Origin of the sequence: Emticicia sp. C21, assembly GCF_003418935.1 — a bacterium.
Lineage (GTDB): Bacteria > Bacteroidota > Bacteroidia > Cytophagales > Spirosomataceae > Emticicia.
Map to the genome: position 1 here is coordinate 133,809 of NZ_QVMT01000009.1, position 14,322 is coordinate 148,130.

10 protein-coding genes are annotated in these 14,322 nt (G+C 38.2%); 6 read left to right on the forward strand and 4 right to left on the reverse strand.

Features of this window, described 5'->3' with window-relative positions; all coding sequences use genetic code 11:
- Nucleotides 1-24: 24 nt before the first annotated feature.
- On the reverse strand, nt 25-1,176 hold the full coding sequence (locus D0T08_RS19395; protein WP_116984343.1) for an acyl-CoA dehydrogenase family protein: 1,152 nt from the start codon (nt 1,174-1,176) through the stop codon (nt 25-27).
- Nucleotides 1,177-1,317: 141 nt separating this feature from the next.
- Here D0T08_RS19395 and D0T08_RS19400 point away from each other — a divergent pair, with 141 nt between their 5' ends.
- The 4 genes from D0T08_RS19400 to D0T08_RS19415 all read left to right on the forward strand — a co-directional run bounded on the left by D0T08_RS19400 (nt 1,318) and on the right by D0T08_RS19415 (nt 7,917).
- On the forward strand, nt 1,318-2,922 hold the full coding sequence (locus D0T08_RS19400; protein ID WP_116984344.1) for an acyl-CoA carboxylase subunit beta: 1,605 nt from the start codon (nt 1,318-1,320) through the stop codon (nt 2,920-2,922).
- A gap of 151 nt (nt 2,923-3,073) precedes the next feature.
- Nucleotides 3,074-6,031, forward strand: coding sequence for a M12 family metallo-peptidase (locus tag D0T08_RS19405; RefSeq protein ID WP_158561310.1), 2,958 nt, complete (start codon nt 3,074-3,076; stop codon nt 6,029-6,031).
- Between the two features lie 359 nt (nt 6,032-6,390).
- Entirely contained in the window at nt 6,391-7,107 is a 717-nt protein-coding gene (locus tag D0T08_RS19410; RefSeq protein ID WP_116984346.1) for a ferritin-like domain-containing protein, read from the forward strand.
- Nucleotides 7,108-7,119: 12 nt separating this feature from the next.
- Nucleotides 7,120-7,917, forward strand: coding sequence for a ferritin-like domain-containing protein (locus D0T08_RS19415; RefSeq protein ID WP_116984347.1), 798 nt, complete (start codon nt 7,120-7,122; stop codon nt 7,915-7,917).
- A 103-nt stretch (nt 7,918-8,020) separates the two neighbouring features.
- Here D0T08_RS19415 and D0T08_RS19420 read toward each other — a convergent pair whose 3' ends face one another.
- Nucleotides 8,021-9,133: an MBL fold metallo-hydrolase gene (locus tag D0T08_RS19420; RefSeq protein ID WP_199538192.1), complete on the reverse strand. Its 1,113-nt coding sequence runs from the start codon at nt 9,131-9,133 to the stop codon at nt 8,021-8,023.
- A 19-nt stretch (nt 9,134-9,152) separates the two neighbouring features.
- Entirely contained in the window at nt 9,153-10,568 is a 1,416-nt protein-coding gene (locus D0T08_RS19425) for an aldehyde dehydrogenase family protein (RefSeq protein WP_116984349.1), read from the reverse strand.
- Nucleotides 10,569-10,755: 187 nt separating this feature from the next.
- Between D0T08_RS19425 and D0T08_RS19430 the strand changes: the two genes are divergently transcribed.
- Complete coding sequence (locus D0T08_RS19430; protein WP_116984350.1) at nt 10,756-11,814, forward strand: helix-turn-helix transcriptional regulator; 1,059 nt, start codon at nt 10,756-10,758, stop codon at nt 11,812-11,814.
- 64 nt (nt 11,815-11,878) lie between these two features.
- Nucleotides 11,879-13,024 (forward strand): methionine aminotransferase, encoded by a 1,146-nt coding sequence (locus D0T08_RS19435; RefSeq protein WP_116984351.1) that lies wholly within the window; start codon nt 11,879-11,881, stop codon nt 13,022-13,024.
- 95 nt (nt 13,025-13,119) lie between these two features.
- Here the strand turns inward: D0T08_RS19435 and D0T08_RS19440 are convergent, their stop codons facing one another.
- Nucleotides 13,120-14,232, reverse strand: a complete 1,113-nt coding sequence (locus tag D0T08_RS19440; RefSeq protein ID WP_199538193.1) for a hypothetical protein — start codon at nt 14,230-14,232, stop codon at nt 13,120-13,122.
- Between the last annotated feature and the right edge of the window lie 90 nt (nt 14,233-14,322).

The following is a 14,322-nucleotide window of genomic DNA, read 5'->3' on the forward strand; positions in this document are numbered from 1 at the left end:
TTCTGATTTATAGCCCTTCTTCAATTATTTTCTTGTAATTTCTCTGGCAATTACCACTTTCTGAATTTCAGAAGTACCCTCTCCTATCGTGCAAAGCTTGGCATCTCTATAATATTTTTCTGCCGGAAAGTCTTTAGTATAACCATAACCCCCATGTATTTGTACCCCTTCATTGGCCACTTCAACGGCCGTTTCAGAGGCAAAGAGTTTCGCCATAGCTGATAACTTGGTTACCTTTTTACCACTATCTATTAAATAACCCGCTTTACGCGTCAGGAGTTCTGATGCTTCAATTTTTGTGGCCATATCAGACAGTTTAAAGCTAACTCCCTGAAAATTAATGATTGCCTTGCCGAATTGCTCTCTTTCCTGTGCATATTTTAAGGCAGCCTCTAGAGCACCTTTTGCTATCCCTAATGAAAGTGCCGCAATAGATATACGTCCACCATCTAAAATCTTTAATGATTGCACAAATCCATCGCCAACATTCCCTAAAATATTATCCTTATGTACACGACAGTTATCAAAAAACAAGCAAGCCGTCTCGCTGGCACGCATGCCTAATTTATTTTCTTTTTTCCCAGCCGAAAAACCAGGTGTATCTTTTTCAATGACAAAGGCCGTCATAGCATGAGAATCACCCTTTTCTCCCGTGCGTGCAATAACAACTGCTACGTTTGAACTAATGGCATGGGTAATAAAGTTTTTTGAACCGTTTAGCACATAATAATCTCCCTCTTCTACGGCTGTTGTTGTCATGCCGCCTGCGTCAGAACCTGTGCCCGTTTCGGTCAATCCCCAGGCACCTATCCACTCGCCACTAGCCAATTTAGGCAGGTATTTCTGTTTTTGCTCGTTGTTAGCAAAAGTCAGGATATGATTTGTACATAATGAATTATGAGCGGCCACAGACAAACCTATTGACCCACAAACCTGCGAAATTTCATCTATAATAGTAATGTATTCCTGATAGCCTAAACCAGAACCACCGTAGTTTTCGGGTACCAGCACACCCATAAACCCAAACTCCCCCATCTTATGAAAGAGCTCAACCGGGAATTTTTGGGTTTCATCCCACTCCATTACATGTGGTCGAATATAGTTCTCAGCAAAGTCTTTTGCACTTTGCCGAATCATTTCTAACTGCTCATCTGTATCTAATTCAAAAACTGTCATATCTTTAATTTTGTATATTGAGAATTAGTTGCAATACTAATTATTTTTCTGACAACTATTTATCATATTTGCAAAAAAAATTGTTCAATATTAAGAATTTATATCATTATTTTGTCTCACTAACGAAATTACTTAAATATTATGCTAAATCTGGAATCATTGATTGAGGAACTGAATCAAAAGAGAGAACAAATAAGATTGGGGGGTGGTTTAAAAAAAATTCAGGCGCATAAGGCCAAAGGTAAAATGACTACTTGGGAACGGGTTGAGTATCTGATTGATAAAGATAGCGCGTTTGTGGAATTTGGTGTTTTTGCCGGAGAGGGCATGTATGAAGAAGATGGCGGTTGCCCGAATGGTGGAGTTGTTTGCGGAATAGGATATGTGAGCGGCAGATTATGTGTAATAGTGTCTAATGATGCGACAGTAAAAGCAGGTGCCTGGTTTCCGATTACGGCCAAGAAAAATCTGAGAGCGCAGGAAATTGCCATGGAGAATCAGCTACCCATTATTTATCTGGTAGATTCAGCAGGAGTTTATTTACCTATGCAGGCAGAAATTTTCCCGGATAAAGAGCATTTTGGACGAATATTCCGAAACAATGCGCAAATGTCTTCTATGGGTATTCCACAGGTTGCTGCCATTATGGGAAGTTGTGTGGCCGGAGGCGCCTATCTGCCTATTATGTCAGATTATGCCTTGATAGTTGAGGGTACAGGCTCTGTTTTTCTGGCTGGATCCTATTTAGTAAAATCTTCTATAGGTGAAGACATTGATAATGAAACCCTGGGTGGTGCTACTACCCATTGCGAGATTTCGGGTGTGACCGATAATAAATTTCCAAACGATGCGGCTTGTCTGGATGAAATCAGAAATATTTTTGACAAAATGGGGCATAATGCCAAAGCCGGGTTTGACAGAAAAGCATCCCTGCCACCCTTAAAAGACCCAAAAGAAATCTATACTATTTTACCAGCAGATAGAGTAAAGCCATATGATATGGTAGAGATTATTGAAAGACTCGTAGATAACTCTGAATTTGACCAATACAAAAAAGGTTATGGACAAACTATACTTTGTGGACTTGCCAGAATTGATGGATGGGCCGTTGGAATCGTGGCCAATCAGCGCAAAATCGTGAAATCTAAAAAAGGCGAAATGCAGATGGGCGGTGTTATTTATTCTGATTCTGCCGATAAAGCTGCCCGATTTATCATGAATTGTAATCAACAAAAAATCCCTTTGGTGTTTTTGCAGGATGTAACAGGTTTTATGGTTGGTAGCCGCTCGGAACATGGAGGAATTATTAAGGATGGCGCTAAAATGGTAAATGCCATGGCCAATTCTGTAGTGCCTAAGTTTACATTTATAGTAGGTAATTCATACGGTGCAGGCAACTATGCCATGTGTGGCAAGGCGTATGATCCTAGATTAATTTACTCATGGGTAACAGGACAAATGGCGGTCATGAGTGGAGCTTCTGCCGCAAAAACGCTTCTACAGATTCAGGAAGCAACACTCAAGGCTAAAGGAGTTGAGATTTCAGAAGAAAAAGAAAAGGAATTACTGGATACCATTACAGATAAATATAATTCTCAATTAAGCCCTTATTATGCGGCTTCTAATCTTTGGGTTGATGGTGTGATTGACCCACTAGAAACCAGAAAAATCATTTCAATAGGCATAGAAGCGGCAAATCATGCTCCTATTACTAAAAGATATAATGTGGGTGTCATTCAGACTTAGTACCATAAGATAAAAAGTAGGATTAATTCCAGATTCATAAGTTTTTTAATACTAAATTGCGAGACCAATGCTTCCTTCATTATTACAATTTTGCGGGGAGCATTTTTTATGCTTAAAGTATTATTATTCATCACCCTTAACTCCATCCTTTATGAAGAGAATTTTCCTCCTAATTCTTTTGCTTGGCACTCAATCACTCATCTTCGCACAAAATCCAACTTCATTTGGTCGCGAAGTGCAAATCAATCTAAATCAATTAACCCAGCAACTGCAAAATGCCAATGCTGCTACTGATGATTTATTGCCTGTAATAAATTTACCTTCTCCAGATGGAAGCTCCATGCTTTTCCGCATTAAATCTTCACCTGTGATGGAAAATCAGGTAAGTGAAGTGAAAACTTACAGCGGTGTAACCCTTGATAAAAACATCCCTATCCGTATGGCTATAACTCCTTCAGGATTTACTGCCATTATGCGCTACAACAATGGTTATTATTTTATTGAGCCTATTGAAGGAAAATCACAGGCATATAGGATTTATAATATTAATGAAGCTCCTAAAGGTGCTTGTAATCTAAATGGAGATGAGGCTTTTTTGAGAGAACACAAAAATGGGCGCATTTTAAGTGCTTCTCCATTTCCAATTGGCACACAATTGCGGACATTCAGAATGGCTGCCGCTGCTACCAATAAAATGACAACTGCTTTAGGCGGCCAAACTCAGGCAAGAGATAAGATTGTTTCTGTCATTAATGCGGTAAATTTAATTTATGAGGTTGAAGTTGCTATCAGATTTACATTAATTGCGAAAACAACCACCTCAATGTCTATCATTCTTACCTCGCAGGCCTCTGACCCTTTTGTAATAAACCCTACTTTTGCCAGTGCAGCAAATGCGCAGACAGGTTTTACCGCTATGCATAACACCGGTGCGAATCCGTATAATGGTCTTTTGAATTATAGCGAATATGATATCGGACATGTTTTTAATTCTTATACTACCGGGAGTGGTCCAACTTATTATGTAAGAGGACAAGCTGGTCCTACCCCTTGTGAGGATGATAGTAAAGCAAGAGGTTGGACAGAATTCGTAAGTAATGCTGCATTAGGGACGGTTGTAGATGTATTTGCCCATGAAACCGGCCACCAGTTTATGGCCTGGCATACTTATAATGCTATAGGTGGTGAAAACAATTTTTGTACGAATGGTTGGGATGATGAAACCGCAGTTGAACCTGGTAGTGGTACAACCTTAATGGGATATGGAACAAATTGCGACTCACCTGTTAACTACGTATTAAGAGCTCCGAATAGTGAATCTTATTTCCATACCAAGAGTATAGAACAAATTCTTAACTCAGTAAATAATTTCAATACTTGCCGTACCCTATCAGCAACTGGCAATACTCCCCCCACTTCCAATGCTGGTAGTGACTATACCATTCCAAAAGGTACACCATTTACTTTAACAGGTTCTGCAACAGACCCTAATGCATCAGATGTTTTAAGCTATGCTTGGGAACAATATGATGTGGCTTCTGCTAATGATAAAGGAGCTCTGGGTAGCAGTATTAATGGTTCGGGTGGTTATCCAGCAATTAGAAGTACATTAAGTGCTCCTTTATTTAGAAGCAAAATCTCTAGTGTGCCCATAAGGAATTTCCCTGATTTAAAATTTGTGCTGAATAATGCCAATAATCCGCCGGATAATGAGGGAGAAGATTTACCAATGAAAAGCAGAATTATGAAATTTAGATTGACGGTAAGAGACAATAAGGCCAATGGAGGTGGCGTTGATTCAGATGAGGTTATCATTACCGTAGACTCGACTAAAGGTCCGCTGGCGGTTACAGCACCTAACGGTGGCCAAAGTTGGGCTGCAGGTGCTTCAAATACCGTCACCTGGAGTGTGAATAACACTAATTTACTTACGGCAAATATTAAAATTCTTTTGTCAATTGATGGCGGATATAATTATCCTTTTGTTCTTGCCGCATCAACTACTAATGATGGCACTCAATCAGTAACTATTCCTGCAAATGTGCCCAATACTACCCAGGCAAGAATAAAAGTGGTTAGTACCAATAGTCTGACAGCCGAGTTTTTTGATGTCAGCAATGCTAATTTTACGATTACCTCTACTTGTAGTGTTGCAACCACGTTTATTTGTCCAGAAACTGCAGTTTCGGGTAATAGTGGAAGTGGGGTTTTTAATTTGGGTTTAACCAAAGCGACTGGCAATTTATATTTAAATAAGAGTAAGAGTGTTAGTCTTACAGGTCAGTCTGCAAGGCCTTTAATAGTCTACACTGATAATACTTTTTCAACCTGTTCTGTAAATAATTCATGGTCACCAAATTCTCAGGTTGTTGCATTTAAAGTAACTAAAACTGGAAGTTATAGCATTTCGGCTATACCAAATGACAAAGGAAGTACAGTTTTCAGCATTTTCAACTCTTCCACATTCAATTGCTCTACTTTTATTGGTTCTAATGGCTATGGTGAAATTAGTTGGGTAGGAAGCAGATCTATCACATTAAATGCTTGTACTACTTATTATGCAGTGGTATATAGTTTTTATGCCTCATCAACAAGTTTTACTTTAAACTTTAGTGGCACTGGCGATATAATTGATATTCAGAATGACCCTGCCGGTTTCAGCTATACCTATGTAGCTGTTAATGAAACTACCAATCAAATTCAGGCCGTTTCAGCATCTTCTAACTTTACTTCATTGCCTGGTGGTTCATTTATAGCATATGGCTTATCTTATGCTAATGGATTTGATACCAATACGCTACTTAATAAAACTATAGAACAAGCCTATGCTTTGGGTACTTGCATGCTCTTTAGTAGTAATAGTAAACAACTAACCATTATTGCTGTGCCTTGTCCAACAAATATCGCTTTGGTACATCCAGCAGATGACATTACATCGGGAGATATTAATAAGATTGCATCAGCCACAAACGGAAAAATTGCAGCCACTAACTACGTAACAGGAGCTGGTACAAAAGCCACTTACCAAGCCAAGGCTGTTGAGCTAAATGCGGGATTTAAAGCAGAAACCGGAACAATTTTCAGAGCAGAAACTGGAGGGTGTAATTAAATTTTTAAAATATTTTTTGTTAAAGTCCTGTGCTTTAAATACAGGACTTTTTTTATATAGATGAGTCAACTCTTCCCCATAATGTTGTAATTAATAACGTATAGGTAGAAACTATACCTCCTTTTAGTAATTGTCAATATACGAAATTGTACTGGTATAGTTTTTTCTCGTTACACAAACAAAATTCGGATATTTCAAGAAAGTAAAGAATAATTAGAAACAATTGTTGCATACCTCAAAAAATATTTGTCTCAAGAAATCCGAAAGAATTGAAACTCCGTAAATTCTAGTATTACAATAAATAAATTAAATCCAATCATAGCTTTCAAAGGCTATATCATTTAAACATTTTCATGCCCATGGAAACACCTAATTTGGGTTCATCGCCACTCGTGCGCTCAAAAGATGAATCAGTTAAATCCGTAGACAGACGCAACTTTTTAAGAAGTGCAGGACTGACAACCGTTGCCGGAGCTGTATTTTTAGCAGGTTGCGATAATGACGATGACATGAATCCATCCCCAACTTCTGTTGATTTAGGAAGTGGAGACACTGGAATTCTTAACTATGCTTATGCTCTCGAACAACTTGAAGCTGCATTTTACACACAAGTAGTTGCCACGCCTTATTCAGGAATCACAGATGCTGAAAAAACTTTGCTTACCGACATTCGCGACCATGAAATTATTCACAGAGATTTCTTGAAAGCTGCCCTTGGTACTAATGCCATTGGGAATTTAGAGGTAAACTTCACAAGCATTGATTTTACCAAGAGAGACAGTGTATTGGGTGCTGCCAAACTTTTTGAAGATACAGGAGTAGCAGCGTATAATGGAGCAGGTAGATTGCTTACCAATGGTACTAATTTATTAGTAGCAGGTAAAATTGTATCGGTTGAGGCACGCCATGCTGCGGCAATCAGAGATTTATTGTCTCCGAATTCAGCTTCTTTCGCAGGGGATGATATCGTTAACAGCAATGGTCTTGATCATGCCACAGCTCCTGCAGATATTTTAGCAGCGGTAAAACCTTATGTTAAAACGACAATTACAGCATCAAAACTTCCAACTGCTTAACCCAATCAGACAATGAATTTTTTCCATATAATATCAGAATTAGAGAAAGTGGACGCAGACGTTCACGAAAGATTAGAGCATATTTCAAGACGTAGTATGTTCAACACTCTAGGTAAAAAAGTTTCAGCCTTAGCTATTCCTGCAGTTTTAGCGGCATCTCTACAAAAAGCTTATGCTGCTACTCCGGGTGCTATAGATATTCTGAATTTTGCTTTAACACTTGAGTATCTGGAAGACGACTTTTATAAAGCTGGTCTTGCAGCAGCCAATTTAATTCCGGCGTCAGATAAACCTATTTTTCAGCAAATCAGCAAGCACGAATCAGCGCACGTAGCTTTATTGAAATCTGCCTTAGGTGCAAAAGCCATTGCCAAACCTACGTTTGATGTAACAGGCAAAGGAGCATTTGCAGACGTATTGACTAACTACAAAACATACGCCATCGTTTCTCATGCTTTGGAAGATACAGGTGTAAGAGCCTATAAAGGTCAGGCAGGTAATTTGATGACTGCAGAAGATAAACCTCTATTACAGACTGCCTTGCAAATCCACTCGGTAGAAGCACGACATGCGTCTATGGTTAGACGTCTGTTAAATGCTAAAGGTTTTGTTCCGGGTGCGAAAGGTTGGATTACTCTGAATCAAGGTACACCGGCAGCTGTTTATGCAGGAGACGATAATTTAACGCAAGCTGGAGTAAATCTTACCGGTCTTGCAGGAAAGTCTAATGAAGCTATTTCTGAAGCATTTGATGAGCCTTTAACTAAAGATCAGGTATTAGCAATTGCTACACCTTTCATTAAATCTTAAGACTTTTTGAGGATTCATTTCTCAAAAAACAAGAGTCTGCCTTTACGTTTGTTGTAAATGGCAGACTCTTTTGTTTATAAGCAGATTAAGTGATAACAACTGACTAAGCAATATTCCACCAGACTTTATCAGGGTTTTTCTCTCCCACAATGACAGGCTCGCCAATCAATGGGGTTGTAATCGGCAGATTACTTTTATGAGCTGCCACTACTAATCTTTGAATAGGCTCATTCCAGGGATGATTAGCCAGTACAAATTTTCCCCAGTGAACAGGTAATAGAAGTTTTGCTCCCAAATCTATGGCCGCTTGAGCTGTTTGCTCAGGAAACATATGGATTAAAGGCCAGTCCTCACCATACTGTCCGTTTTCGAGTATGACAATATCAAAAGGTCCATATTTATCACCAATTTCCTTGAAATGGGTATCATAGCCTGAATCTCCGCCTAAGAACAATTTATAACCATGAATATTGAGTATAAAAGCTGACCATAGAGTTTTTCCACGTGTCAGGCTTCTGCCTGAAAAGTGTCTGGCAGGAGCAGCTACAATCTCAATGTCATTGGCTACTTTATGTTTATCCCACCAGTCTAGCTCTACTATTTTTGATGGATCTGCACCCCAATATTCTAAATGGGAACCAACGCCGAACGAAACATAAAATTTTTTGACTTTGGGTAGAAGTTTTACAATCGTTTTATAATCGAGATGGTCATAATGGTCGTGAGAAAGAAAAAGAATATCAATTTCTGGTATATCAACTGCTTTATAAATATCACTTCCATCAAATGCACTACCAAAAGACCCACCAATCGGAGAAACAGAGCCACTCAATACAGGGTCAATCAGAATTGTTGTGTCTTTAGATTTGATAAAATAAGAGGAATGTCCAAACCAAACGATTGTTGGTTTATCTGCTTTCAGATTCTTTAAATCTGTTTTAACCGATGGTAAAGTTGTAGGTGGTTTAATATCTTTGGGCTTATTAAAAAACTGTCTCAGCATTTTGAAATAAGACGCATCTTTCTTCATTACCTCTGTTGGAGATATATTCTGAAATGAATCATTTTTATAATGAGGCGATTTCAGAATCTTTTTAAGCCTTTCGCCTAATGGATTTTGTCCAAAAAATTTTTGTCTCATAAATATAATGGTACTTACTGCTGCAAGTGTAACAAAGGCAGATAAAGAAATAAATGCCCTCCGGGTTAATTTCATAGTGTTTAGTGTTAATTGATTACAGCCATTTGATAACCATATCTAACATTTTCATTACTCTATTAGTAGCAGGTGGGTGAAACATACTGAAAGTTGAAAACTTATTCTCTACAACTGCTTTTTTATTAGAAAATTCTTCGAAACCATACTTTCCGAATGATTTACCGATACCTGAATTGTTGACGCCTCCAAAAGGCAAATTATTCTGTAAATAGTGGATGGTGGTTTCATTAATTACCACCGCACCGGAAGACGTATTCTGCACGATAGTATCAATATTGCCTCGTTTTTTGCTGAAAATATACAATGCCAGAGGCTTCTCACCCTCATTAATATAAGTATTGACCTCATCCAGATTCGTGAATTCCAAAATTGGCAAAGCAGGGCCAAAAATCTCTTCCTGCATAATTCGCATTTCTGCATTAACGTGTCTAACCACCGTTGGCTCAATAAAGTTCTCTTCATGGTCGGTATTTCCACCAATGGCAATTTTAGCCCCTTTTTCAACGGCATCATCAATTAATCCTTTTATACGACTAAAATGTTTACTATTAACTACGCGACAATAATCGGGAGATTTTGAGACGTCTGAACCATACATTTTTTCAATGTATTTAGCCATTTCTGCTACAAACTGGCTTGTTTTTGAACGATGAATAAATATATAATCCGGAGCGATACAGGTTTGCCCATTGTTCAAAAATTTTTCTGCGGCAATGGTTTGCGCCGCAAATTTGATGTCCGCTGTTTCATCAACAATGGTGGGAGATTTGCCTCCTAATTCTAAAGTAACCGATGCCAGATGTTTGGCTGCGGCCTGCATTACTACTTTGCCAATAGCAGGGCTTCCCGTAAAAAAGATATGATTAAATGGCAGATTTAGTAGCAAGCTTGCTACTTTGGCATCTCCTTCCACAACTGCCACTTCGTTTGTCGGAAACAATTCCTGCGCCATTGTAGCCAGTAGTTTTGACGCATTTGCAACGATTTCAGAGGGCTTGATAATTACTGCATTCCCGGCAGCAATGGCTTGAAGTAAAGGCTTCAAGGTAAGATTGAAAGGATAATTCCATGGGCTCATAATCAGGCAATTACCTTTCGGTTCGGTAATAATCTTGCTGGTTGTACCCAGCATTTTGAGTGGGGTTTCAACGCTTTCAGGTTTCATCCACCTGTCTAAATGTTTGATGATGTATTTGGCCTCACTAACCACGGGCATCACCTCACTTACCTTAACCTCGAAAAGACTTTTCTGATAATCGGCGCTCAAAGCTTCTGCCATGAATTCCTGATTTTCAAGTACCCAGTTCATTACTTTTCTAATCTTTACTATGCGCTCTTTTGATGTAGTGGCGGCAAGACTTATTAGATTTTTCTTTTGTAACTGAAACAAAGCATCAATGTCTGTTTCGATGGTAGCAGGTATATGTGTCATCCAATTTTTTCGATTAAATAAGAGATATTCAAAATTCAAAAAAAACACTTAATTATGCAAAAAACTTTCATTAACCAATGCAATTTGGTGATTTACTAAAAATTTTAGATATTCGGGAAGTATTTGTGCGCTCTATCTTTCTAATAATCTGAAAATCGTTCTATTCACACCTCATAAATAAGTCCAGATGTCACTAATAAGTAATAATCTGAAATACCTCCGACGCATCAACGGACTGACCCAAGACCAGTTTGCCAGACGTATTGGCACCAAAAGAGCCAATGTAGGCGCTTATGAAGAAGCCAGGGCTGTTCCACCCGTTGATACCCTTAAAATCATTGCTAATACTTTTGGAATCAGTGTAGATGATTTTGTAAAGAAAGATATCCGAAAACTAAGAGAAACTCCTGACCTGACTTTCGGTTTCGAAGCAAAACCTACTTATAGTGATGATCTTCCTGAGCCGGAAGATGATCCGTTTGACTTCCCTCCTTCTATCGGAGATTTAATGGGTCAGTTTTTAGGTAATGATACTCCGACACAGGAAAAAAATACGGGAATGGTGGCGCAAAAGGTCATGCTCAGACCTGCTGATAAAATGCAATTTGAGTCCGAGCCTATGATTGCCCATCCTTCACCAAAACCGAATCCAATAAAAGAATTTACAGAGCCAACACCTAAGTATACACCAGATAATCAACCTTTCAAAGCACCTATCCAACCAGAATATACTGAACCTACTCCCAAGTACGTTCACGAATCTCATACTCATAAAAATACTATTCAGATTGTTCGCCGTTTTCAATACAACGACTACTTAATGAAGAACAAAGAGTTGAGTTTTCTGAAAACATTGGCTGAATTTCATCTGCCTACTTTATCGGCAGGAGACTACAGGGCCTTTGAAGCAGCAGAAGATTTTGCTTTTGATGGGGCACTATTAATTGGGACACTGGTTAAAAACTGGTATGAGATAACTGATAGCAAAAACTATGTGTTGGTTACCAAACCTCAGGGAATCATCTATCGCAGGGTATATAATCAGGTAAAAATTAAGGGCACATTATTGTTGAGCTCGGATAATCATCGTTTCCCAAGTACTGAAATATCGATTAATGATGTGATTGAAACCTGGGAAATAAAAGCTTTTATCAGCTATCAATTGCCTGAACCTAGTCTAAGTTTTGATAAATTGAGCCATCTGGTTGGCGAAATGAAATTTGAACTCGATAGATTAAAAAAATAAAACCTGAATTGCTTACACTAAATAATTAACAATTCGCCGGTTCTTATTGGCGAAGTTTTACTCAATGATCATTACATCTAAACAACCGAATGTGGGCACTACCATATTTACGGTTATGTCTCAATTGGCTGCCGAAACGGGGGCGCTCAATCTTTCACAGGGTTTTCCAAATTACAATTGTTCGCCCAAACTCATTGAATTGGTTAATCATTACATGCAAAAGGGCATGAATCAATATGCCCCAATGGCTGGAATTATTCCCTTACGTGAGATATTAGCCCAAAAAACAGCTGATTTATATAATTTACATTATCATCCCAATGATGAAATAACTATCGTATCAGGATGTACGGAAGCGATTTATGCTACTATGGCTGCCATTTTGCATCAGGGAGATGAAGTGATTGTTTTTGAGCCGGCCTATGACAGTTACGTACCATGTATAGAATTGAATGGTGGGAAAGCCGTTTATGTAACTTTAACTGCTGAAAATGATTTTACTATTGATTGGGCAGTTGTGAAAAGTAAGATTACAGATAAAACTAAGGCGATTATATTAACCACACCGCATAATCCAACCGGAAAATGTCTGACACAGGAAGATTTGAATCATCTGGCTGATGTGGTCAAGGGAACAAATATTTTTATTGTTTCGGATGAGGTTTATGAACATATTATTTTTGATAATAGACAACATCTATCTCCTGCCTCTCACTCAGAATTGAAAGAAAGAACATTTTTGTGTGGCTCATTTGGTAAAACTTTTCATACAACTGGCTGGAAATTAGGTTATTGTCAGGCACCAAAAGAATTAACTGCTGAGTTCAGAAAGACGCACCAGTGGATTACATTCGCCTCTCCTACTCCCATGCAATATGCTTTTGCAGATTTTATGAAAGACCCGAATAATTATCTATCAGTAAGAGGGTTTTATGAGGAGAAACGTAATAAATTCATCAATTGGCTAAAGGGTTCAAGATTCACTTTAAAGCCTGCAGAGGGCAGCTTCTTTCAGATGGTTTCGTATACACAGATTACAGATGAATCGGATTATGATTTAGCTGTTCGCTGGACAAAAGAAATTGGTGTAGCATCAATCCCGATTTCAGTGTTTTATCATGAGCGATATGACAATAAGATTCTGAGATTTTGCTTCGCCAAGGATGACGAGATGCTTGAGAAAGCTGCGGAGAAATTATGTAGGCTGTAGTAATAGATTTTATGCAACAATAAATCTTTGAAATTCAAAGATTAAAAAAAAGACAGGGAGGTGCCCTGTCTCTAATAAATTATCAAAAAAAGATTCTACGCTTCTACTTTTTCAACTCTTGCTTTTACTACCCTTGCTGTTTTAGTAAGGTATTTAGGTATAAAGCTAAAGGTAATTAATACAAGACCAGTAATAATCAGTGTTTCAGTATGAGCAAAAAATGTTCCTGCAGTTAAGATACCCATTACCAGAATAGTTGAGAACGGTAAGGAAAAAGCCAGAATTAATACGGCAAATTCTATATTGAATGTTCTCTTTTCTTTAGGCACATGATTATTTTCTTCTTTCAAGGCAACGGCTGACATGTGTGCAAATGGCCAGAAGCTACATGAACTTAATGGTACAACTACCGCTAACAATACCATAGTCGGTGAGGATATCTGGAAAATGGTAATGATCAATACACTGAAAAGAATAGTTATTCCGGCCCGAAATAGCAAAATAGAACTAGCTAGCCTGATTTTCCCTTCTTTTAATTGTACTGCTAACCCGATATAGATGAGTACCATGGGTGTCATCAATGAACTGGTTCGATTGAAGATTTCTGAGATAATTGGCGGGAGATCTTCAAAACTGATACCAAAGCTCAGAAATGCAATGGCCAGAAGCATAACAATATTAATCGGTTCTTTTACAAGGCTCAATAACAAACTCTTTAATTTTCCCTCTTCTTTTACATCACCAGTTTTGTTATTTTTGAGGTACATATTCATGGCGACAAAGTACAGGAAATTCAGAGCAAAGAATTTATTACCCACATCAGCCATAGCGGCTTTAGCTAAAGGTTCTTTTCCCAGAAATTCATGAATAAACGGAAAACTTGATAAACCCGGCGCTAATGAGGGCATCAACATAGTAAGGGTTCGCCCGATTGAACTGTCTGTTTCAATCTTGAAGAGCGTAAGAATGTATGGCATTGACAGGTAAATAAAGAAGTTAAATGCCAATGTGATGAGTGGGTAAATTAATAAGGATGAATCTATTTTCACACCCATTAAGGCCACAAAAACTGTCGAAGGAAGCGCCACTGAAAGAATCAACTCTTTAATTCCATTCAGTTCGGTTTTGCTCTTGAATTTTGTCCTTAACGCCAAACCAATCACTATCAATAATAGGAGTATAAATGTCTTTTGAAGTGCGATTGCCATAAGAAATTGGGAATTTAGGAAAATACTTTCCTGTGATGTTCGGATAAGACTCTTAAACGAAGCGATCTTACCCAAACATCAATGAATAAT